Below are 20,569 nucleotides of genomic sequence, written 5' to 3' on the forward strand. Positions count from 1 at the left end.
CAGGTGGTGATCCGGCCGATGATGTACCTGGCGCTCTCCTACGACCACCGGATGATCGACGGCAAGGACGCGGTCCAGTTCCTGGTCGCGGTCAAGGAGCTGCTCGAGGATCCGGCACGCTTTTTGCTCGAGGTTTGAGCGGCGAATCGAGATTCGCCCCCGTCCGCCTCGCGGCCGGGGGCGATATCCATCGATGGTTCGGCATCGAGCATGGCTGTGAAAGCGAGGGAGGGCGTGCTAGCTCAAAATCCCAGCGCCGACCTCGAGGGTCGAGAAGCTACGCAGCTTTTCCATATCGAGGATGCTGATCAAGCGCGGCGTCCTGCGCATGATGGCCTTGCTCGATTCGAGCAGATGGAACGCGCGACTCACCGATTCGGTGGTCAGGCCAAGGTATTCGGCGATCTGATGGCGAGCCAGCGGCAGGCTGAGCTCCTTGGGCGGTTCGACATCGTTCCCATAGATCGTGCACAGCCACAGGATGAACGTAGCCAGCCGCGGTGCGGCGTCCTTCTGCGAAATACAAATGATATGCCGCTGCGCTTCTCTTAAGTCCTGGCATAGCTTGGTCAGCAAGGCGGCACTCAACTGAGAGTCGCTGAGCGCCAATTCACTGAGTACCTGTATGGGGATCTGAAAAGCGATGACTGGCTGCACGGTCCTTGCGGTGGAAACGTAGAAGCCATTTTCCATCAGCCCGAGCAGGTCGCCAGGGAAGAGGAAAGAGGTGATGCGTCGAGTGCCTTGGGGAAGAAGATGATAAGTCTCGATCAAGCCTCGCGCGATGTTCCATACATACGAGGCTTCCTCTCCTTCCTCATACACCACAACGCCTTGATCGATCCTGATGAGTTTAGAATACTTCTTTATCTCCGCTTTCTGCCGTGGAGAAAGTAGTTCCTTACGCGCGCATAACAGTGTCTTGAAAACTGGCGCCGCGTAAATGGAAGGCATGAATTCATTCGCGTAGTCGAGACTGCTATTCATTTTTCTTGCGATCCTGCGGGCACGATGCCAGCCGATTGGCCCGGCTTCCTGTCGTCCATCCTTTGGCTGCAGGGGACAATCTTCGGCGGATACGAACGCCATCGGCGAATCTGTCAGGATGAGGGAAATGATGGATTCTTAGATGGAACGAGAGTCCGGTAGTCTATTCATTGATCACCTGAGTATCAATACCGACTTTTCGCAAGATGCATCGGCGGCGCGCATTTGAATTTTCTGCGCAAGAGAGAAAAATTGATCAAAATCAAAGAAGTGTGAGTTCTTCTAGGCTAGCCTTCCGCAGGCGGTCCTGGGAGTCGTCAGCGCTCGTGCGTAAAAGTTGGAGTTTTAGTAAAAAAACTACTTTCCAGACGGAATTCTTCCGTTTGAAGTTTCCGTTCTCCGGTTGGTTTTTTTCTTCGCCGAAGATGGGTGATGCCTGTCCGTGTGATGTTTTGCCACATCGCCGTATCCTCGATTCGGTGCTTCACTGCTAAGTAGATCTCAGGGTTTTCCAAGGTAAGAAAAAATACTGAATCCATGAGGGGGTGAAGCATGATCACCGCGCAAAGAGAGTATTCGTTCTCACATTGTGGATTGAAGTTCGCCTGTTTTCTGATCCTGGGTGTGCGTTCGTCGATATTGAAGGCCACCAGAATGTGTTCGAATCTCTCCTCTAATGTCGAAGCTATGTTAACGGACTTGGGCGTCTTGTTGTCGACTGATGGATGCCCAATGCTGGTCCCCATCAGGTCTGATTCTGGCTATCATCGATCTCCCCAGTGTTACCACTTTCGCTGAGCAGGGCGGTGAAGATCTGTGAATGCCATTCGCCGATGGTCTGACAGGCAACGGCGAAAGAAAGAAACCATTTTTTGAATGATGATGAGGAGAATTTTCGATGAAAGCACTTAGGTGGTATGCGGCCAAGGACATTCGTATCGAGGATTTGGATGAGCCCAAGGCGGAGGAAGGCCGTGTAAAAATAAAGGTGAAATGGTGTGGCATATGCGGTACCGATCTGCATGAGTATCTCGCCGGGCCGATCTTCATCCCCGTCGATGAACCTCATCCCATTACCGGTGAAAAGGCGCCGATCACGCTGGGTCATGAGTTCTGCGGCGAGATCGTCGAAGTGGGCGAGGGCGTCACCGGTCATGCGGTGGGCGATCGGGTCACGGTCGAACCGGTCCTTTTCGACCCCAACTCCAAGGCGAGCCGCCGAGGGCTGTACAACCTCTGCGACAAGTTGGGCTTCTACGGCTTGGCCGGGATGGGCGGCGGTTTTTCCGAATATGCTTCGGTGCCCGCTTCCATCGTCCATCGTCTGCCCGATTCGGTCAGCTACGAACAGGGAGCGCTCACCGAGCCGGCCTCGGTAGCGGTGCACGCGGTACGCGAAAGTCGCTTCGAAGTCGGAGACAAAGCGGCGGTATTCGGTGCGGGGCCCATCGGTCTTTTGGTGGTCGAAGCGCTCAAGGCTGCCGGCGCCCATGAGATCTACGTCGTCGAGCTTTCGGCGCAGCGTCGCGCAAGGGCTGCGGCGCTCGGTGCGCGAGTGATCGATCCCACCGAGGTCGATGCGGTGGCCGAGATTGTCGCAGCCACCGACGGCGGCGTCGATGTGGCCTACGAGGTGACAGGCGTTCCTGCGGTCCTGCAGCAGAGCATCGACTGCGTGCGCATCCAGGGTGAAACGATGATCGTCAGCGTATGGGAGAAGCCCGCACCGATCCAGCCCAACCAGATCCTGTTCAAGGAGCGTCATCTCACCGGCGTCCTCGGCTATCGCAATGTGTTCCCAGCTACCCTCGCTCTGATGGAGCAGGGGTACTTCAAGCCCGAGGATTTCGTGACCCGTAAGATCGCCCTGGAGAACGTGATCGAACAGGGGTTCACCGCGCTGATCGAAGAGAAGGATCAGGTGAAGATTCTGGTTTCGCCCGAGATGAGCTAGCGCTGAATGGGCTCCGCTTATTGGATATCCGCTTCGAGCGGATGTTCGAGAGGCGGCCTCGACCGGGTGGTCGAGACCGCCAAGCGGTGCGGCGGATCGGCTGCCCGGCCACGTCCCAACGGTCGGGCCGTTCGAAGCCTCGGTTCACGGCCAAGCCGGGGAAGGAAAAAACGCTTCCCAAGTAAGAGGGATGTGTGTACTATGCGCCACGCAATCACCTGGTGCCGGCTTGAAAGTACGCGACTTGAGTCGCTAAAGCCTTAGTAACCCAGATGTCGATTGTTACCGTTCAACGCGCCCGTAGCTCAGCTGGATAGAGTACTTGACTACGAATCAAGGGGTCAGAGGTTCGAATCCTCTCGGGCGCGCCATTTCAGTATGGTGAACTCCACCAGGCATTTCCGCATGGAACACTGAACTCCACCGATCCTGAGCTCGAGACGGATCCAGAGTTGGCAGTCGTTCCGGCTCGATCCCGCGATGCAAGCCCCCGCCATTTGCGACTTCTATAGCGATATGCCCGCTGCGGTATCTGTGCCGGGCAACGTCGATTCCTCCAGGCCGTCCTTGAGAATACATTCGACCTGGGTTATTGGCCGGTCGGTGCGCCATGCGTGAGGCCGTGCGCTAGGCGATCGGCAGGAGCTCCTGAGGCGCGGCTGCATCCATATCGGCGCGTAGCGCATCGATGAGCGTCTGGCGCTCGGTGATCCGGCGCAGCTGCGCGAAGCGCAGGGCCGACTCTTCATCGTGCTGGCGCATGATCGCCATCCACTGCTTGAGCAGCGACACTACGACCTTGCCGGCAAGCTGGGTTTCGAGGCGCTCGGCGAAACGTACCAGCGTGCTTGCGCGCATCGGCCAAGTGGTCGCCGGCAGGCGCGTGCCGCTGCAGTGCCAGTGCCGGATGCGCGCGGCGAGCCAGGGGTCTGCGAGCGCGCCGCGGCCGATCATCGCATCCTCGCAGCCGGAGAGGCTGCGCGCCTTCCAGTAATCCTCGAGCGTCCAGATGTCTCCGTTGACCACTACCGGTACGCGTGCCGCCTGGCGAATCCGGGCGACCCACTCCCAGTGCGCCGGCGGGCGATAGGCCTCGCGCTTGGTTCTTGCATGCACCGTCAGTCGATGGGCGCCGGCCTCTTCGGCCGCTCTGGCGCATTCGAGCGCCAGGCGTTTGTCGTCGAAACCCAGGCGCAGCTTGGCGCTCACCGGTATGCCGTCCCCCTCGAGCGCTCGCACCACGCCGGAAACCGCGGCGAAGACCTGGCGTGGATCGCGCAGCAGAGAAGCGCCGCCGCCGTGGCGATTGACCAATTTGGCCGGACAGCCGAAGTTCAAATCTATCGCCCGGGCACCGCATTGCACGGCTTGGCGCGCGTTCTCGCCCAGCGCGTAGGGGTCGGCGCCGAGCAGCTGCAGGTGGACCGGCACCCCGCTCGATGTGCGGGCCCCCTCGTTGAGTTCCGGGCAGATACGCGTGAAGACGCGCGGTGGCAGGCGCTGGTCGACGACACGGACGAACTCGGTGACGATCCAGTCGAATCCCCCGTGCGCGCTGAGAATCATCCGGGTAGTCGCATCGATCACGCCCTCCATCGGTGCGAGTCCGATGCGCGGGGTGGATCGTCGAGCGGGGGGGATGGTCGGCATGGGCAGGCGCTGGCAGTGAGGGTGGCGGGCATTATAGAAGGGGTAGCGGTGACTATGCATGTCTCGCCGAGATGGCTGCTAAACTGAAATCGAAAGGTCCACCATGGGGCCAGGCAAGGATGGATGCGTATGGAATTCAAGGATTACTACGCGACTCTCGGGGTACCCGAGGACGCCGATGCCAAGGCGATCAAATCTGCCTATCGTAAGCTCGCACGCAAGTACCACCCCGATGTCAGCCGTGAAGACGATGCCGAGGCCAAGTTCAAGGAGGTCGGCGAGGCCTATGAGGTACTGGGCGATGCCGAGAAGCGCGCCGAGTACGACCAGCTGAGGCGCTACGGCAACCGGGCCGGCGAGCAGTTCGAGCCGCCGCCTGGCTGGCACGGGGCCGGCGATGGAGGGTTCCAGGCTGGCGAGACCCATTTCGAGGGTGATTTTTCCGATTTCTTCGAGTCGCTGTTCGGTGGCCGTGGCCAGCGCCGGGGCGGTTCGCACGGCTTCGCCGGCGGCGGACACGGCTTCGAGCGGCGTGCTCGTCGTGGGCAGGATGTCGAGCTTGAGCTGCCGCTGTTTCTCGAAGAAGTGGTCAGCGGCCAGCCCAAGCAGGTGCGTTTCACCATCGCCCAGCACGATGCCCTGGGCCGCCGCGAGGAGACCGAGAAGAGTCTCAACGTGCGGATTCCCAAAGGGGTGGTCGACGGAGAGCGGATCAGGCTAAAGGGGCAGGGTGGGGCCGGCGTCGACGGTGCCGAGAGTGGTGATCTCTATTTGAAGGTGCGTTTCGCGCCCCATCCGCGTTTCGACGTCGACGGACTCGATTTGATCCTCACCGTGCCTCTCGCGCCATGGGAGGCGGCACTCGGTGCGCGGGTGGAGGTGCCGACTCTGACCGGGCGCCTGCAATTGACCATTCCTCCCAATAGCCAGACCGGCGCTCGCCTGCGAATCAAGGGCAAGGGGCTGCCGGGGAGGAGCGCCGACGGCGACCTTTATGCGCTGCTCAAGGTGGTGATGCCGCCTCGGCCCGCCGAGGGTGACGAGGCGCTGTGGCGTGGACTCGCCGAGCATCACGCCGGCTTCCATCCTCGTTCGCAATGGAGCTGAATCGTATGTCCGCGATTACCGTGAACACTTTCGACTTCGATGAGCTCTGCAGCCACGCCGGCGTGACCGGCGACATCGTGGTCACCATCGTCGAGCACGGCATCCTCGCCCCGAGCGGGCACGAGCCGCGCCAATGGCGCTTCGATGTCAACGCGGTGCTGGTGGTGAAGCGTGTCGTGCGTTTGCGCCGCGATCTCGACCTGGACTGGCAGGGCGCGGCGCTGGCGCTGGAGCTGTTCGACGAGAATCAGCGACTGCGAGCGGAAAACGCCTACCTGCGCCGTCGCCTCGAGCGATTCATCGACGTCTGACCCCGGCGGAGGGGCTGGCTCGGCCGGCCGCCGGTGTTGGTGTGTGTTGGTGTGGAATGTACTAGGCGGGAATGCGCTGCGGCGGTACGCGAAGCAGCAGGCTGAGAGCATCGAGATCGGTGGGCTCGCTGCTTGGCCAGTCGAGCTGCAGCAGTGCGCCATCGGCGCGGTACTCGACAGCCGCCACCAGCGCGCCCCGGGCCTCGCACCATTGGCGGGCGGCGTGCTCGTCGCCGAAGTCGACCAGCAGGCGCAGCGGCTCGCGGGTGACGAAGGTAGCGGTCGGCAGCGCCTCCAGCCCGAGCTGTACGGCGCGCGAGTATGCGCGGGCCAAACCGCCGGTACCAAGCTTGATACCGCCGAAGTAGCGAATCACCACGCATCCTATCTGGCCCAGACCACTGCCCTCGAGCACCTGGTACATCGGCCGGCCAGCGGTGCCGCCGGGCTCGCCGTCGTCGGAAAAACCGATCGCCACCTGTTCACCCGGTGGGCCGGCGACGAAGGCGAGGCAGTGATGGCGTGCATCAGGATGGGCGCGCCTCGCTTGCTGCAGCAGCCGCTGCGCCTCGTCGGGGGCGGCGCAGCGGCTGATCCAGGCGATGAAGCGGCTCTTATGTACTTCGAACTCGGCGCGGTGGGGCGCCTCGAGGGTGGCGCTCGGCACTTCGAATCGATCGGGCTTGGACATCAGGCCGCCTGTGCAGGGCGGCGGGCGACGCCCATCACCAGGCCGAGTACCTGGATATCGCCGTTCTTCAGGTAGATGGGCGGCATCGACTGGTTGGCTGGTTGAAGGCGCACGCCGTTCTTCTCGATGTAGAGCTTTTTCAGCGTGACTTCCTGGTTATTGATCAGCACTACCGCGGTTTCGCCATTCTCGGCGGATTCGAAGCGCTCGATGATGATGATGTCCCCATCGAAGATGTTGCAGTCGATCATCGAGTCGCCGCGCACGCGCAGCGCATAGGTATTGCGGCGTACCATGGACGAGGGCACCACCACCGACTCGTCCTCGCGGCAGGCCTCCATCGGCAGGCCGGCGGAGACGACGCCGAGCAGGGGGATCTCGACCATCGTCTCGGCGGGTACGGCTTCCCAGGCGTCGGCGTTCAGCGGCAGGTTGGGCAGGCGATGCAGATAGAGGGACTCGGCAGAGGGGCTCATCTCGTTCTCCTTGTGGCGACGCCGTGGAGCCGGCGCGCCTTGCGTCGCGATCAGAGAAGAGCGTCGACGGTGTCGCCCCGGGCCGGTCGTCGCGTCGCTGGAAAGTCGCCAGCGGGACGGTGGTGCCGATTGGTAACACTATCGCGCCTTCGCGAGGGGAGGAAGCCCCGCAGGACGACTTCCCCGTGGAAAGCAAAATACTGTATGTTCGAACAGGTTGTCGAGCGTCGAGTGAGCAGGTGGAGCGAAATCGTCGATCGGCGTATGATTGAAGCTTATTCAAAACTTAGGCGGCGCCCTGTGCGCCGGCCAGCGGAGCGCGCTATTTGACGGTCCACCTTTCCGCCCGAGGGCTCGGCTGCGAGCGTGACGACCGCTGGCTCTTCGCCGACCTGACGTTCTCGCTCGCGGCGGGCGAGCTGTGCCGGGTCGAGGGCCCCAACGGCAGCGGCAAGACTACGCTGCTCAGGATCCTCAGCGGCCAGCTCGGCGACTACAGCGGCGAGCTGCGCTGGTGCGGCGAGCGACTCGATCGCCATGCCAAGGCGCTGCGCGGCGAGCTGCTCTACCTGGGCCACCGCCCGGGCGTCAAGGGTGGGCTCAGCGCGCTCGAGAACCTGGCCTGGTATCAGGCGCTCGGCGAGTATCGCTGCGACGATGCCGAGGCCGCCCGCTGGCGCGCGCTCGAGCGGGTCGGCCTGGCCGGCTTCGAGGAGCTGCCGGTTGAGCGACTCTCGGCCGGGCAGCAGCGCCGCGTCGCGCTGGCGCGGCTGCACCTGGAGCGCCGCGCGCTGTGGATTCTCGATGAGCCGTTCACGGCGATCGATGCCGCGGGCGTGGCGCAGCTCGAAGGCTGGATCGCGGAGCATCGCGATGCCGGGGGCACGGTGCTGGTCACCTCCCATCACCCGCTCGCGCTCGACGGTGCCATGGCCCGGATATGCCTGGACGGGCGTGGAGGGCATCATGTCATCGCCGCTTGAATCGAGCCGGGTGAGCCTGCGCCGCGCTTTTGCCGCCGTGCTGAAGCGTGAACTGTCGCTGCGTTTTCGCCGCAGGCAGGACCTGGCCGGCCCGATGCTGTTCTTCGCCCTGACGGTGACGCTGTTTCCGCTCGGGCTCGGTCCCGACCCCGCCGTGCTCGGCGCGCTCGCGCCGGGGCTTTTGTGGGTGGCGGCGCTGTTGGCGGTGCTTTTGTCCCTCGACGGACTGTTCCGCGCCGATTACGACGACGGCACCTTGGAGCAGCTGCTGCTCTCCGCCCAGCCGGTCGCGCTGCTGGTGCTGGCCAAGGTGATCGCCCACTGGGCGGTGACCGGGCTCGTGCTCTCGCTGTTCGCCCCGCTGTTCGGTGCGATGCTGGCGCTGCCCGCGCAGCATTGGTGGGCGCTGGCGGCGACCCTGGCACTGGGGAGCGCGACGCTGAGCCTGATCGGCGCGATCGGCGCGGCGCTCACCGTCGGGCTGAAACGCGGCGGTGTGCTGCTGTCGCTGCTGGTGCTGCCGCTCTACACGCCGGTGCTGATCTTCGGCGCGGGCGCCGCGCAGCTGGCGCTCGAAGGCGTGGCGATCGGGCCGCAGCTGGCACTGCTGGGCGCGATGCTCGCCGCTGCCCTGGGGTTGGCGCCCTGGGCTACCGCCGCTGCGCTGCGCTTGAGCGTGGCTGGCTGAAAGCGTGTCGCGGCGTGTGCGAAGGCCGGTCGACGCAGGCCTGAATGAACCGTGAAAGAACCCATACAACCATACCGTGACCTGACTGCATGTGGAGATTCATACATAAATGGGGCTCGCCCAAGTGGTTCTACACCACGACTGGGCCTTGGCTGCCTTGGCTCTGGGCGGCGGCCGCGATCCTGATCCTCGCCGGCAGCGTCTGGGGGCTGGCGATCGCCCCGCCCGATCGTTTCCAGCATGATGCCGCGCGCATCCTCTACGTCCACGTGCCCTCGGCGATCCTCGCCCAGGCCTGTTTCGCCGCGATGGCGCTGGCCTCGGCGATCTTCCTGGTGTGGAAGATCAAGATCGCCGACATGGCGGCCGCGGCGATCGCGCCGTTCGGTGCCTCGATGACCTTCGCTGCGCTGTTCTCCGGTGCGGTCTGGGGCATTCCCACCTGGGGGACCTGGTGGGTGTGGGATGCACGGCTGACCTCGATGCTGATCCTGCTGTTCATCTACTTCGGCATCATCGCACTGCGCTCGGCTTTCGCCAGCCGCGACAGCGGGTCACGAGCGGCGGCGATCCTGACCCTGGTCGGGGTGATCAACCTGCCGGTGATCAAGTATTCGGTGGTGTGGTGGAACACGCTTCACCAGCCGGCGACCTTCTCGCTGACCAAGGCGCCGGCGATGCCTGCCTCGATGTGGCTGCCGCTGCTGGTGATGGTGCTGGGCTTTTTCCTCTTCTTCACTGCGCTGGTGATCGCGCGCGTGCGCACCGAGCTGCTGCGGCGCGAATCACGCTCCCGCTGGGTGCGTGCGCTGGTCGAAGGCGATGCAGGGGGCAAGCGGGAATGACGATCTACTTCACCGATTTCGCGGCGTTCCTGGGGATGAATGGCTATGCCGCCTACGTTTGGCCGGCCTGGGCGCTGGTGCTCGGGCTGCTGGCGACCCAGGCCTTCTCGGTGCGCGCCGAGCGCGCGCGGGCGCTCGGCGAGCTGCGCCGCAGGATGCGCCGCGAGCGGGCCCAGTCGATGCGCGGCGATGAGCCGCCGGCCCACGCTGTGTTCGGCGAGGAGAGGGTGGAGCGATGAATCCGAAACGCCGCCAGCGGCTCGCGGTGGTGGTCGGCCTGGTGGCCCTGGCCGCCATTGCGATCGGGCTGACCCTCTACGCCCTGCGCGCCAACATCGATTTGTTCTTCACCCCGCAGCAGATCGCCGCCGGCGAGGCGCCCGAGGGCCGCTCGCTGCGCGCCGGCGGGGTGGTACGCTTCGACAGTGTGAGGCGCGATCCAGAGCGGGTCGCGGTGAGCTTCGTGGTCACCGATTTCGTCGACGACGTAGAGGTTCGCTACCAGGGCATCCTGCCGGATCTGTTTCGCGAAGGGCAGGGCGTGGTGGTGGTCGGCACCCTCGATCGCCACGGTGTGATCGAGGCAAGTCAGGTGCTGGCCAAGCACGATGAGAACTACACCCCGCCCGAGGTGATCAAGGCGCTGGAGGCCGGCGGCAGGATGTCGGTCGAATACCGCCTGCAGCTCGACGCGGGCCTCGCGCCCCAGGCGATACAGAGTGCCGCGCAGCTCAGCGGCCTCGACACCAGCCTCGGCGATTGAATTCCTCGCCGGCGTCGCCGGCGGCCATGAATCAGCAACGGATCCGTCCATGTCAATCGAGTGGCTTCCCGAACTCGGCTTTTTCGCTCTGCTGCTAGCGCTGGCTGCAAGCGTGCTGCAGGCAGTGGTGCCACTGCTCGGTGCCTGGCGGCGCAATCCGCTATGGATGAGCTTCGCCCAGCCGATGGCCGCGGCGCAGTTCTGCTTCGTCGGCCTTGCCTATCTCGCGCTGACGTTGAGCTTCTACAACGACCTGTTCAGCGTCGCCTACGTGGCGCAGAACTCCAACTCGCTGCTGCCGTGGTACTACAAGCTCAGTGCGGTGTGGGGCGGGCATGAAGGCTCCGTGCTGCTGTGGTCGCTGCTGCTCTCGGCCTGGGGGCTTGCGGTAGCGGTGTTCTCCGGGCGGCTGCCGCGTGACCTGCTCGCCCGGGTGCTGGCGGTGATGGGGATGATCGCGGTGGGCTTTCTCGCCTTCGTGATCAAGACCTCCAACCCCTTCGCTCGATTGCTGCCGCTGCCGCCGGGTGACGGCGCCGATCTCAATCCGCTGCTCCAGGACCCGGGGCTGATCGTCCATCCACCGATGCTCTACATGGGCTACGTCGGTTTCTCGGTGGCCTTTTCATTCGCCATCGCCGCACTGCTCGGTGGCAGGCTCGATGCCGCCTGGACTCGCTGGGTCCGGCCCTGGAGCAATATCGCCTGGGCGTTTCTGAGCGTGGGGATCGCGCTCGGCAGCTGGTGGGCCTACTACGAGCTGGGCTGGGGCGGCTGGTGGTTCTGGGACCCGGTCGAGAACGCCTCGCTGATGCCCTGGCTCGCCGGCACCGCGCTGATCCACTCCCTCGCCGTCACCGAGAAGCGCGGTACGTTCAAGAGCTGGACCGTGCTGCTGGCGATCCTCACCTTTTCGCTGTCGCTGCTCGGCACCTTCCTGGTTCGCTCCGGGGTGCTCACCTCGGTGCATGCGTTCGCCAACGACCCTTCGAGAGGCACCTTCATCCTGGTGCTGCTCGGGATCACCGTCGGCGCCTCGCTGCTGCTCTTCGCTCTGCGGGCGCCGCGGGTCACCACTCGCGGGGCGTTCTCGTGGATTTCGCGCGACGCCATGCTCCTGGCCAACAACCTGCTGCTGCTGGTGATGATGCTCACCGTGCTGCTCGGTACGCTCTATCCGTTGGTGCTCGACGCGCTCGGCCTTGGCCAGATATCGGTGGGGCCGCCGTACTTCAACCTGGTGTTCGTGCCGCTTTCCGCCGTGCTTTCGGTCTTCATGGGGCTCGGCCCGATCAGCCAGTGGAAGTCGATGAAGGGCGCCGAGCTTCGCCGGCGTGCACGGCTGGGCGCGCTGGCTGCGCTGGTGATCGGCATTGCCGCTCCGCTGCTCTATCGCGGCGAGTGGAGCCTGGGCGTTTCGTTGGGCCTGGCGATGGCGCTGTGGATCGCGCTGCCGCTCGGGCGCGACCTTTTGATCCAGCTGCGGCGCGACGGCCCGCGCGGGCTCAAACGGCTGTCACGCAGCCACTACGGCATGGTGCTCGGTCACCTGGGGCTTGCGGTGTCGATCACCGGGGTGACCCTGGTCTCCCACTACGGCGTCGAGCTCAATGCGCGCATGGCGCCCGGCACCAGCGTGGAGGTGAGCGGCTATCGTTTCACCATGGTCTCGCTCGATGAGCGTCGGGGGAGCAACTTCATCGCCGACCGTGCGACCATCCGGGTCGAGCGCGACGGGAGGCTGGTGCGGCTGATGCATCCCGAGAAGCGGGTGTTCCTCGCCAGCCGCCAGGCGATGACCGAGACCGCGCTGGCCGCGGGGCCGCTTCGTGATCTCTACGTCGCACTGGGCGAGCCGCTCGACGGCGGCGCCTGGGCGGTGCGTATCCAGGTCAAGCCATTCGTACGCTGGCTATGGGCGGGGGCGCTGTCGATGGCGATTGGCGGGTTGCTCGCCGCCAGTGACAAGCGCTACCGGCTGCGCCGTAGGAATCGTATCGATGTCGTCGGCACTGCGCCGCTCGAGGAGGTCGGCCGATGAGATCGCGCCTGCTGCTGTTCATTCCACTGATCCTGTTCGTCGCCCTCGCGGTATTCCTCTGGCACGGCATCGGACGTGATCCCGCCGCACGCACTTCGGCGCTGCTGTCGACGCCGTTTCCCTCCTTCACGCTCGAGGATCTCGACGATCCGGCAGTGCTCCACGACCAGTCGCTGCTCGATGGGCAGGTGAGCCTGGTCAACGTCTGGGGCGAGTGGTGCCCGACCTGCAAGCAGGAGATGCCGCAGCTGCTCGACTTGGCCGAGCGTGGGGTGAGGATCATCGGGGTCGACTACAAGGATACCCGCGACAACGCTCACGCCTTCCTCGAGCAGTTCGGCGACCCCTTCACCTTCAACGTCTTCGACCCCGATGGCTCGCTGGGTTTCGATCTCGGCGTCTATGGCGCGCCTGAGTCGTTCATCGTCGATGCCAACGGCGTGATCCGCTACCATCACACCGGTTACATCACCCCGGCGGACGTCGACCGGGTGATCATGCCGACGATCGAGAGTCTTGGTCCATGAGCAGCTTCTCATTCGCCCGTTCGCTGCGCCGCGCGCTGCTCATCGCCTGCGCGCTCGGCGCGCTGGTCTTCTTTTCGCTCGCTTTGGCGGCGGGTGAGCCGCACCGCTTCGACGATCCCTCGCTCGCCGGTCGCTATCAGGCGCTCACCGAGGAGCTGCGCTGCCCGAAGTGCGAGAACCAGAACCTCGCCAGTTCCAACGCGCCGATCGCAGCCGACATGCGCGACCGGATCAGCGAATGGCTGAACCAGGGGCGCAGCGACGAGCAGATTCGCCAGGCGCTGGTCGATCGCTTCGGCGAGTACGTGCTCTACAAGCCGAGGATCGAAAGCCGCACCTGGCTGCTTTGGGGGCTGCCGGGGCTGGCCGTGCTGCTGGGGCTGGTGATTCTCGGGCTGTTGATCATCCGGGCGCGCCGTGAACGGGTCAGCGAGCTCGACGAGCGCGAGCGCGCCCGGCTCGCTGAGCTTTTGGAGAAGCATGCCCCCGAGGCGCTGGACGAAGACGATCGCCAGGAGCCGCGGTCATGACGCCGCTATGGATCGGCATCGCCGCTTTGCTGGCGCTGTTCGCCCTGTTCGTCTGCGCGCCGCTTCTTCTCGCCCCCAGACTGGCGGCGAGCCAGGGGCGGTTCGAACGCGAGGATGGTCTCGGCGCGGCCAACGTGCGGGTGTTCAGGAGCCGCCTGGCGGCGCTCGACGCGCTTCGCGGTGAAGGCGGCATCGATCAGGCGGATTACGTCAGTGCGCGTCTCGAGCTCGAGCGCAAGCTGCTCGAGGAGAGTGGCTCCGTCCAGCTAGCGGTGCTCGCCCCGACAGAGAAAGGTCGCTGGCTGGTGCTGGTCGGCTTGCTCGCGGCGGCTGGGGTGAGTCTCGCGGCCTATCATTTCGCGGGCAGCGCGGGGGATATCGCCCTCTACGCTGCTCGCCAGGAGGTCGCCGCCAGCGCTGACCCGTCCAGCGCGCACTACATCGCCCGCTTCGAGCAGGAGGCCGAGCGCCAGCCCGGCAATCCCAACGCCTGGGGGCTGCTCTACCCGCTCTACCGCGATGCCGGTCGTTTCGATGACGCCACCCGGGTGCTCGAGCGGGTGATCGAGCTCGAAGGCGAGACCCCGGCACTGCTCGCCGAGCTCGCCCAGGCCAAGTACTTTTCCGCCGGCAGGCTGATGACGCCGGAGGTCCAGGGGCTTGCCGAGCGGGTCGAACGGCTCGACCCGCGCCAGCCGACCCTGCATGGGATGCTGGGTTTCGATGCCTTCACCCGTGGCGAGTTCCAGCAGGCGATCGATCACTGGCGCCTGGCACTCGCCGGCCAGCAGGATCCTGCCAGCACCCGCGCCCTGCGCGAGGGCATCGAGATCGCTAATCAGCGACTCGCCGCCTCGCCCGCGGGCGGCACCGGTGATAGTCTGCCTTCCACGCGGCAGTAGCCAATCGCCGCTTCCCGCATGCGATGTGGCGCATTCGCGCCCTGGGATGGAGCTGACAGGCGCGAACATGCGACTCAAATCGATCAAACTGGTGGGTTTCAAATCCTTCGTCGATCCGGTCACGGTACCGTTCGAGAGCAACATGACCGCGATCGTCGGGCCCAACGGCTGCGGCAAATCCAACGTCATCGATGCGGTGCGCTGGGTGATGGGGGAGTCGTCGGCGAAGATGCTGCGCGGCGAGTCGATGGCGGACGTCATCTTCAACGGCTCCACCGGGCGCAAGCCGGTCGGCCAGGCATCGATCGAGCTCATCTTCGACAATGACCCGGACGATCCCGAGCGCAAGCTCGGCGGCGTCTATGCCCAGTATGCCGAGCTCTCGGTCAAGCGCCTGGTCACCCGCGACGGCCAGTCGCTCTACTACTTCAATGGCGAGAAGTGCCGTCGCCGCGACATCAGTGACCTATTCCTCGGTACCGGGCTCGGCCCGCGCTCCTATGCGATCATCGGCCAGGGCATGATCTCGCGGCTGGTCGAGGCGCGCCCCGACGAGCTGCGCGCCACGCTCGAGGAGGCGGCGGGGATCTCCAAGTACAAGGAGCGGCGTCGCGAGACCGAGAACCGCATGCGTCGCACCGAGGAGAACCTCGAACGGCTCAACGACCTGCGCGAGGAGCTCGACAAGCAGCTCGAACGGCTCAAGCGCCAGGCCGAGGCGGCCAAGCGCTATCAATCGCTCAAGCAGCAGGAGCACCGGCTCAAGGGAGAGCTGGCGCTGATCCGCTCCCGCGCGCTGCGCGCCCGCCAGCAGGATACCGAAGCCCAGGTCCGCGATATCGAGATCGAGCGCGAGCGCAACGTCTACGGCGTGCGCGAATGCGAGCGCCTGCTCGAGGAGGCGCGGCTCGAGTACGACGGGCTGACCGGCAAGCTCGATCAGCAACAGAGCCGTTTCTCCGAGACCAGCGCGGCGATCGCCCGCCTCGAGCAGTGGCTGGAGAACGCCCAGGCCCGTGAGCGCCAGCTGGCCAGCGACCTCGATGGCATCGCCCGCGAGCAGGCCGAGCTTGCGCGGCTCGAGGAGCAGGATCAGGGCCGCTTCGTCGAGGTCCAGGCGCGGCTCGAAGCGCTCGGGCCGGAACAAGAGCAGGCCGAGGAGCGCATGGCGCTGCTCGAAGCTCGGGTTCAGGAGGCTGAGTCCCGGCAGCAGGCTTGTCAGCGCGAGTGGGACGACTTTCTCGCCGAGGACGCCGAACGCGCCCGCGCCGCCGAGCGGGCCCAGAGCGAGCTGCGCGGATTCGAGCGTGAGTTCGAGGAGCTGGGTCGCCAGCTCGAGCGCCGCCAGGCCCAGCGCCGCGAGCTGCCCGAGCTCTCCGGGCTCGAAGAGGAGCGTGACATGCTCGAGGAGCGCATCGCCGCGCTCGATCTCGAGCTCGAATCGCTCGACGCCCAGCGCGAAGCGCTGCTCGAGTCGCGTGAGCGTGCCGGCGAATCGCTGCGCGATCGCACCGCCACGCGCGAGAGCATCATCGAACGCCAGCACCGGCTGCGCGGCGAACACGCCTCGCTCACCGCGCTGATAGACGCCGCCTTGGCGAGCGGTGACCAGGCGTTTACCGACTATCTCACCCGCCAAGGGCTCGACCAGGCCGCGCAGCTCGCAGAGACCCTGGTGGTCGAGCGTGGCTGGGAGAGCGCGGTGGCCTGGGTGCTCGCACCCTGGCTCGAAGCGAGGATGGTCGACCAGCTCGCGGCAGGGTTGGAAGCTCCGGCGAGCGGTGAGCTCGGCTTGATCGATGCCGCCGAGCGTGCAGCACCTGCCGGCAGCCTCGCGGCCAAGGTCTCTGGCGCGGGCGCGCTCGGCGAATGGCTGGCACGGATCGAGACCGCGACCGATGAAGCCCAGGCGCTTGCGCGCTGCGAGACGCTCGCCCCCGGCGCCAGCCTGCTCACCCCGGACGGGCTCTGGCTGGGGCGCGGCTGGCGCCGCCAGCTCGGCCAGGAGGCCCGTGAGGAGGGCGTGATCAATCAGCGGCGCAGGCGCGAAGAGGTCGAGCTCGAGCTTGCGGAACTCGACCAGCGGCTGGAGACGATCGACGGCGAGCTCGAGCGCTGCCGCGAGACGATCGGGCGCGCCGATGCGGAGCTCGAGAACCTGCGCGAGCAGGAGCGCTCCCAGGGGACCGAGCGTCAGCGGCTCAGCCTCGCGCATGCCAACCTGGTGGCCCGGCTCGAGCATCTAAGCGGACGGGTTGAGGAGCTCGACGAGGAGCTGGCCGGGCTCCTCGAGCGTCGCGAGGAGCGTGCGCTGCTGATCGAGGAGAGTCGCGAAGGCTCAAGCCTTGCGATCGAGGCGCTGGAGCAGGGCGCGCAGCGGCGCGAAGCGCTCGATCGCGGGCGCAGGGAGGCGGTCGAGTCGCTCGGCGCCGCGCGCAGCGAGCTCGGCCCCGCGCGTGAGCATGCCGGCCAGCTTGAAATCGAGCGCCAGCGCCTGACCACCGAGCTCGAGGGCATGCAGCGCTCGCGTGGCCGTGGCGATGGCCAGCGCGAACGTCTGGAGGAGCGTCGCGCGCAGCTCCTCGAGCAGCGCGAGGCGCTGCGAGAGCCCGAGGAGGAGCAGCGCGCGCTGCTCGATGAACTCCTCGACCGCCGCGGTGTCGAAGAACTCGCGCTTTCCGAGCTGCGCGAGCGCTCGCGCGAGCTCGGCGAGCGGATGCGTGATCTCGAGCTTCGCCGCCAAGGGCATGAGCGTGATCTCGACCAGCTGCGTGGCCGGCTCGAGGAGATGCGCATGCAGGTCCAGGAGCTTTCGCTCAAGGCTGCGACCCACGAAGCGCAGCTCGCCGAGCTCGAGCACGATGCCGAAGCGCTGGCCGCAGGGCTCGCCCCGGATGCCAGCGAGTCGCGTTGGCAGCAGGCGCTGGACGACACCGGGGAGCGGATCAAGCGGCTCGGCGCGATCAACCTGGCGGCGATCGAGGAGTTCGATCAGCAGTCGGAGCGGCGCGACTATCTCGAGGGACAGCACCAGGAGCTGTCGGAGGCGCTCGACACGCTCGCGCGTGCGATCCGCAAGATCGACCAGGAAACCCGTGCCCGTTTCAAGGCCACTTTCGAGCAGGTCAATACGGGCCTCGGAGAGCTCTTTCCCAAGGTCTTCGGCGGCGGCGCGGCTTGGCTTACGCTGACCGGTGACGATCTGCTCGAGACTGGCGTTGCGATCATGGCGCGCCCGCCGGGCAAGAAGAACAGCACCATCCACCTGCTTTCCGGGGGCGAGAAGACGATGACGGCGTTGTCACTGGTGTTCGCGATATTCCGCCTCAATCCCGCACCCTTTTGCATGCTCGACGAAGTCGATGCACCGCTCGACGATGCCAACGTCGGGCGCTATGCACGGCTGGTCAAGGACATGTCCTCCACCGTCCAGTTCATCTATATCACCCATAACAAGATCGCGATGGAAGCGGCCAACCGATTGATGGGGGTGACCATGCAGGAGCCCGGGGTATCCCGACTGGTATCGGTCGACGTCGAGGCGGCCGCTGCCTTGGCTGAGGCTTGAACTTGGATCTCGCGCACCGGGATGGTGTCGCAGGAGCGAAGGGTGAAGAAGGACTGAAAAAGGAGGGTTGGCGGCATTTTTTTGCGTGTATTTCGCTTATCTTGCGCGTTGTGAACTTGGCTTCGTCCGGCGAGATGACGATAATCGAGCGAAGATCATCCTCGGGCGTTCAATCGATGAAATTCCTCTGCTCCCATCTCCTCGACCCGCAGCGCGAAACGCGACATGAGCGAGCGATGGAACGGAAGTCGAATACCTTTGACGCTGTGATTCGCACCGCAGCGCAACCTATGCAACGTTCGACCTACTCTTTTATGAATTTTTTTCTAAGCTATAAAAAACCGTTACTGTCAGCGCGAAGTGGCGTGTGGAAAGCTTGGCGGGCGGCGAGCCATGCCGCCGTTGGCATGGGCGACCACTGGTCATTGCAGCATTAGCAGGACAGGGCCCCCTCCGAAGGCGCATCGAACCGAGCGTTTTCCGGCGGAACCTGAAAGTCGCGATCCTCTTTACGTTCGGGTACGCATTTTTTCATCGATCGTGCCGCGTTCATCACGCGCGATCCATTGAACAGGTCGAGACTCCATGGAATTACGCGAGTGGCTCATCATTCTGGGATTGGTGCTGGTCGTCGTCATCGTGATCGATGGGGCGCGTCGCTATCGCAGGCAGAAGCAGATCCCCCGGCTCGATGAGGGGGGGGATACGAACGAACCGGAAAAACGCGGCAAGGCGCTCGATTGGGAGCTGCCCAACGGCGGCGCGCGGGTGGTCGAGTCGGCGCGGGTGGCGCCCCCCGAATCCAATGTGTCGCTGTTCGAGCGCCGCGGGATGAAGACCAAGCTGCCGTTCGCGCGTACCGAGCGCGCGGTCGAGGCATCGCGCCACGAACCCAAGCTCGCGCTGGCGGAGGGTGAGGAGGAGGCCTATCTGAGCACCTCCGCCTCACCGCTGGCGATGGCCGATTACCGCCCGCCCGAACATGGCGAAGAAGAGGTTGGCGAGCGATTCGAGACCAGCGCGCAGGAGGCGTCGCGGGTAGAGGCCGCAACGCCCCCCGAGCAGCGCGAAGCGCTCGAGTGGGAGGAGCGCGAGTTCGAGGACGAAGAGCATCGGCCTGAGCACCATGGCGCCGAGCGCGAGGAACAGCGCGAGACAAGCGCGCGCGAAGGCTTCCAGCGCTTCGAAGGCGAAGACGAGCACGTCGATGATCCCCGCTATGAAGGGCTTTCCGAGATACTCTTCCGTCGTCCGATGGACGGCGTCGCGCGGCTGCAGGAAGCCGCGGCCGAGCGTCGCGAGCAGCGCGCGATCAAGCGCGAGGAGGCGCGGGTTCGCCGGCTCGAGGAGCGCGCCCGGCGCGCCGAGGAGAAGGCTCGACGCAGGGAAGAGAAGGAGCGCCAGGCCGAGGAGCTGCGGCTGAGGCGCGAGGAGGAGCGCAAGAAGCGCGAGGCGCAGGAGCGCGAAGAGCGCGAGCGCCTCGCGCAGCAGCAGGCGCACGCCGCGCCTGCGCGTGGCGAGGATGGCCGCGGATTGCCTGACCTGGATCGCTTCGGCGCCGGGCAGGAGTTCGACGATGACGACGATCCGCTGTTCGCCCCGCGCCGCCGTGCCGAAGAGGAGTACCAGCGCGCCGGTGATGCGGGCTTCGAGCCGGAGTTCGAACCGCGCGATGATCGAGACCGGCGAGAGTATCGCCGGGGCCGTGATCAGGACGAGTACCAGGACGCTGGTCAGGACGATGCATACCGCGGCGGCCGTTCCGCTGAGTCCCAGCGGGACGATGATCGCCGTTTCGCCGGCGAGCCGCGCGATTACGACCGAGCCGAACGGGGGCGTGCGCCTGCGCCGGAGCTGCATCCGGTGATCGAGCGCGCACTGCGTCACCGGGTGGCGGGCAGTGACGCGCTGCACGTGCTCGGCGATGCCGAGGAGGTGCTGGTGATCAATGTGGTCGCGCGCGATGGCGAGCGCTTCCACGGTATCGATCTGCTCCAACTGCTGCTCGCCTGCGGGTTGCGCTACGGCCCGGAGGGCGGGCTCTTCCACCGCTTCGAGACCGAGTCCGAGCAGAGTCCGCTGCAGTTCTCGGTGGTCAATGCGCTCAAGCCCGGGAGCTTTCCGATCGAGGAGATGGAGACGTTCTCCACCCGCGGGGTGACCTTCCTGATGCCGCTGCCCTCCGCCGACGATTCGAGCGGTGCCTTCGCTGCGATGTTCGAGACCGCCAAGGTGCTGGTCAGGAATCTCCACGGCGAGCTGCGCGACGAGCAGCAGAGCGTGATGACCGCCCAGACGGTCGAGTTCACCCGCCAGCGGGTGCACGAGTTCGAACGGCGGATGCGGCTCTATCGCCAGTCGCGCTGATCACGCACGCCCTACCAACGGCGCAGCCCCTCGAATGGGGCTGCGCCGTTTCGCTTCGGTCGCGCCAAGTGTCTCGGGCTTGCCTCCAACTGCTAGAATCTGGGTGACCAGACCGAGGCGCCTTCGAGCGCCGATCGTCCTCCTGCCTGACTGGGTAACCCTGTGAGCCGTGCCGAGAC

21 protein-coding genes and 1 tRNA gene are annotated in these 20,569 nt (G+C 65.4%); 17 read left to right on the top strand and 5 right to left on the bottom strand.

The features are described 5' to 3' along the window. The coding region (locus Q376_RS24430; protein WP_211266680.1) for a 2-oxo acid dehydrogenase subunit E2 at positions 1 to 138 on the top strand (138 nt) is incomplete at its 5' end. Positions 139 to 237: 99 nt separating this feature from the next. Here the strand turns inward: Q376_RS24430 and Q376_RS22580 are convergent. After that, a complete protein-coding gene (locus Q376_RS22580) occupies positions 238 to 1,089 on the bottom strand; it encodes a Crp/Fnr family transcriptional regulator (RefSeq protein ID WP_081803543.1) in 852 nt (283 codons plus the stop codon). Between the two features lie 215 nt (positions 1,090 to 1,304). Then, positions 1,305 to 1,733: a hypothetical protein gene (locus Q376_RS24865; RefSeq protein ID WP_155834346.1), complete on the bottom strand. Its 429-nt coding sequence runs from the start codon at positions 1,731 to 1,733 to the stop codon at positions 1,305 to 1,307. Positions 1,734 to 1,885: 152 nt separating this feature from the next. Here Q376_RS24865 and Q376_RS0112755 point away from each other — a divergent pair, with 152 nt between their 5' ends. Both Q376_RS0112755 and Q376_RS0112760 read left to right on the top strand, forming a co-directional pair. Continuing rightward, a complete protein-coding gene (locus Q376_RS0112755) occupies positions 1,886 to 2,941 on the top strand; it encodes a 2,3-butanediol dehydrogenase (protein WP_027350629.1) in 1,056 nt (351 codons plus the stop codon). A 294-nt stretch (positions 2,942 to 3,235) separates the two neighbouring features. Continuing rightward, positions 3,236 to 3,312 (top strand) — tRNA-Arg (locus Q376_RS0112760). 256 nt (positions 3,313 to 3,568) lie between these two features. Here the strand turns inward: Q376_RS0112760 and Q376_RS0112770 are convergent. Continuing rightward, a complete protein-coding gene (locus tag Q376_RS0112770; RefSeq protein ID WP_245598949.1) occupies positions 3,569 to 4,591 on the bottom strand; it encodes a tRNA dihydrouridine synthase in 1,023 nt (340 codons plus the stop codon). Positions 4,592 to 4,720: 129 nt separating this feature from the next. Between Q376_RS0112770 and Q376_RS0112775 the strand changes: the two genes are divergently transcribed. Continuing rightward, positions 4,721 to 5,698, top strand: a complete 978-nt coding sequence (locus Q376_RS0112775) for a DnaJ C-terminal domain-containing protein (RefSeq protein ID WP_027350631.1) — start codon at positions 4,721 to 4,723, stop codon at positions 5,696 to 5,698. A gap of 5 nt (positions 5,699 to 5,703) precedes the next feature. Beyond that, positions 5,704 to 6,009, top strand: coding sequence for a chaperone modulator CbpM (locus Q376_RS0112780; RefSeq protein ID WP_027350632.1), 306 nt, complete (start codon positions 5,704 to 5,706; stop codon positions 6,007 to 6,009). A gap of 61 nt (positions 6,010 to 6,070) precedes the next feature. Here the strand turns inward: Q376_RS0112780 and Q376_RS22585 are convergent, their stop codons facing one another. Both Q376_RS22585 and Q376_RS0112790 read right to left on the bottom strand, forming a co-directional pair. Next, on the bottom strand, positions 6,071 to 6,700 hold the full coding sequence (locus Q376_RS22585; RefSeq protein WP_052365225.1) for an IMPACT family protein: 630 nt from the start codon (positions 6,698 to 6,700) through the stop codon (positions 6,071 to 6,073). Then, on the bottom strand, positions 6,700 to 7,176 hold the full coding sequence (locus tag Q376_RS0112790; RefSeq protein ID WP_027350633.1) for a LexA family protein: 477 nt from the start codon (positions 7,174 to 7,176) through the stop codon (positions 6,700 to 6,702). The genes Q376_RS22585 and Q376_RS0112790 overlap by 1 nt, the downstream gene beginning before the upstream one ends. Positions 7,177 to 7,502: 326 nt before the next feature. Between Q376_RS0112790 and ccmA the strand changes: the two genes are divergently transcribed. The 12 genes from ccmA (at position 7,503) to Q376_RS24060 (ending at position 20,390) form a co-directional block, all read left to right on the top strand. Continuing rightward, positions 7,503 to 8,159: a cytochrome c biogenesis heme-transporting ATPase CcmA gene (ccmA, locus tag Q376_RS22590; RefSeq protein ID WP_043447917.1), complete on the top strand. Its 657-nt coding sequence runs from the start codon at positions 7,503 to 7,505 to the stop codon at positions 8,157 to 8,159. Beyond that, the gene (ccmB, locus tag Q376_RS0112800) at positions 8,143 to 8,847 is read left to right on the top strand and encodes a heme exporter protein CcmB (RefSeq protein WP_052365226.1); all 705 of its coding nucleotides are present in this window, start codon (positions 8,143 to 8,145) and stop codon (positions 8,845 to 8,847) included. Before ccmA ends, ccmB begins: the two co-directional genes overlap by 17 nt. 89 nt (positions 8,848 to 8,936) lie before the next feature. Then, positions 8,937 to 9,692 (top strand): heme ABC transporter permease CcmC, encoded by a 756-nt coding sequence (gene ccmC / locus Q376_RS0112805; RefSeq protein WP_027350635.1) that lies wholly within the window; start codon positions 8,937 to 8,939, stop codon positions 9,690 to 9,692. After that, positions 9,689 to 9,931, top strand: a complete 243-nt coding sequence (gene ccmD / locus Q376_RS22595; RefSeq protein ID WP_081803544.1) for a heme exporter protein CcmD — start codon at positions 9,689 to 9,691, stop codon at positions 9,929 to 9,931. Before ccmC ends, ccmD begins: the two co-directional genes overlap by 4 nt. Continuing rightward, positions 9,928 to 10,455, top strand: coding sequence for a cytochrome c maturation protein CcmE (gene ccmE / locus Q376_RS0112815; RefSeq protein ID WP_027350636.1), 528 nt, complete (start codon positions 9,928 to 9,930; stop codon positions 10,453 to 10,455). The genes ccmD and ccmE overlap by 4 nt, the downstream gene beginning before the upstream one ends. A gap of 49 nt (positions 10,456 to 10,504) precedes the next feature. Further along, on the top strand, positions 10,505 to 12,496 hold the full coding sequence (locus tag Q376_RS22600) for a heme lyase CcmF/NrfE family subunit (protein ID WP_052365228.1): 1,992 nt from the start codon (positions 10,505 to 10,507) through the stop codon (positions 12,494 to 12,496). Beyond that, on the top strand, positions 12,493 to 13,023 hold the full coding sequence (locus Q376_RS0112825; protein ID WP_027350637.1) for a DsbE family thiol:disulfide interchange protein: 531 nt from the start codon (positions 12,493 to 12,495) through the stop codon (positions 13,021 to 13,023). The genes Q376_RS22600 and Q376_RS0112825 overlap by 4 nt, the downstream gene beginning before the upstream one ends. Continuing rightward, complete coding sequence (locus Q376_RS22605; protein WP_155834347.1) at positions 13,020 to 13,553, top strand: cytochrome c-type biogenesis protein; 534 nt, start codon at positions 13,020 to 13,022, stop codon at positions 13,551 to 13,553. Before Q376_RS0112825 ends, Q376_RS22605 begins: the two co-directional genes overlap by 4 nt. Next, positions 13,550 to 14,455 (top strand): c-type cytochrome biogenesis protein CcmI, encoded by a 906-nt coding sequence (ccmI, locus tag Q376_RS22610; RefSeq protein ID WP_052365229.1) that lies wholly within the window; start codon positions 13,550 to 13,552, stop codon positions 14,453 to 14,455. Before Q376_RS22605 ends, ccmI begins: the two co-directional genes overlap by 4 nt. Before the next feature lie 67 nt (positions 14,456 to 14,522). After that, positions 14,523 to 18,023 (top strand): chromosome segregation protein SMC, encoded by a 3,501-nt coding sequence (gene smc / locus Q376_RS0112840; RefSeq protein WP_027350638.1) that lies wholly within the window; start codon positions 14,523 to 14,525, stop codon positions 18,021 to 18,023. Next, positions 18,020 to 18,460 carry a hypothetical protein gene (locus Q376_RS24870; RefSeq protein WP_155834348.1) on the top strand — a complete coding sequence of 147 codons (441 nt, stop codon included), beginning with the start codon at positions 18,020 to 18,022 and terminating at the stop codon, positions 18,458 to 18,460. Before smc ends, Q376_RS24870 begins: the two co-directional genes overlap by 4 nt. A 148-nt stretch (positions 18,461 to 18,608) precedes the next feature. Beyond that, entirely contained in the window at positions 18,609 to 20,390 is a 1,782-nt protein-coding gene (locus Q376_RS24060) for a cell division protein ZipA (protein WP_027350639.1), read from the top strand. Positions 20,391 to 20,569 lie beyond the last annotated feature (179 nt).

Source organism: Halotalea alkalilenta DSM 17697 (assembly GCF_000621205.1).
In the GTDB taxonomy this organism is placed as follows: domain Bacteria; phylum Pseudomonadota; class Gammaproteobacteria; order Pseudomonadales; family Halomonadaceae; genus Halotalea; species Halotalea alkalilenta.

What these genes read in the sequence shown, in the direction of transcription:
- Q376_RS22580 (WP_081803543.1), bottom strand. Translation starts at nt 1,089, where the DNA reads ATGGCGTTCGTATCCGCCGAAGATTGTCCCCTGCAGCCAAAGGATGGA.
- Q376_RS24865 (WP_155834346.1), bottom strand. Translation starts at nt 1,733, where the DNA reads ATGGGGACCAGCATTGGGCATCCATCAGTCGACAACAAGACGCCCAAG.
- Q376_RS0112755 (WP_027350629.1), top strand. Translation starts at nt 1,886, where the DNA reads ATGAAAGCACTTAGGTGGTATGCGGCCAAGGACATTCGTATCGAGGAT.
- Q376_RS0112770 (WP_245598949.1), bottom strand. Translation starts at nt 4,591, where the DNA reads ATGCCGACCATCCCCCCCGCTCGACGATCCACCCCGCGCATCGGACTC.
- Q376_RS0112775 (WP_027350631.1), top strand. Translation starts at nt 4,721, where the DNA reads ATGGAATTCAAGGATTACTACGCGACTCTCGGGGTACCCGAGGACGCC.
- Q376_RS0112780 (WP_027350632.1), top strand. Translation starts at nt 5,704, where the DNA reads ATGTCCGCGATTACCGTGAACACTTTCGACTTCGATGAGCTCTGCAGC.
- Q376_RS22585 (WP_052365225.1), bottom strand. Translation starts at nt 6,700, where the DNA reads ATGTCCAAGCCCGATCGATTCGAAGTGCCGAGCGCCACCCTCGAGGCG.
- Q376_RS0112790 (WP_027350633.1), bottom strand. Translation starts at nt 7,176, where the DNA reads ATGAGCCCCTCTGCCGAGTCCCTCTATCTGCATCGCCTGCCCAACCTG.
- ccmB (WP_052365226.1), top strand. Translation starts at nt 8,143, where the DNA reads ATGTCATCGCCGCTTGAATCGAGCCGGGTGAGCCTGCGCCGCGCTTTT.
- ccmC (WP_027350635.1), top strand. Translation starts at nt 8,937, where the DNA reads ATGTGGAGATTCATACATAAATGGGGCTCGCCCAAGTGGTTCTACACC.
- ccmD (WP_081803544.1), top strand. Translation starts at nt 9,689, where the DNA reads ATGACGATCTACTTCACCGATTTCGCGGCGTTCCTGGGGATGAATGGC.
- ccmE (WP_027350636.1), top strand. Translation starts at nt 9,928, where the DNA reads ATGAATCCGAAACGCCGCCAGCGGCTCGCGGTGGTGGTCGGCCTGGTG.
- Q376_RS22600 (WP_052365228.1), top strand. Translation starts at nt 10,505, where the DNA reads ATGTCAATCGAGTGGCTTCCCGAACTCGGCTTTTTCGCTCTGCTGCTA.
- Q376_RS0112825 (WP_027350637.1), top strand. Translation starts at nt 12,493, where the DNA reads ATGAGATCGCGCCTGCTGCTGTTCATTCCACTGATCCTGTTCGTCGCC.
- Q376_RS22605 (WP_155834347.1), top strand. Translation starts at nt 13,020, where the DNA reads ATGAGCAGCTTCTCATTCGCCCGTTCGCTGCGCCGCGCGCTGCTCATC.
- ccmI (WP_052365229.1), top strand. Translation starts at nt 13,550, where the DNA reads ATGACGCCGCTATGGATCGGCATCGCCGCTTTGCTGGCGCTGTTCGCC.
- smc (WP_027350638.1), top strand. Translation starts at nt 14,523, where the DNA reads ATGCGACTCAAATCGATCAAACTGGTGGGTTTCAAATCCTTCGTCGAT.
- Q376_RS24060 (WP_027350639.1), top strand. Translation starts at nt 18,609, where the DNA reads ATGGAATTACGCGAGTGGCTCATCATTCTGGGATTGGTGCTGGTCGTC.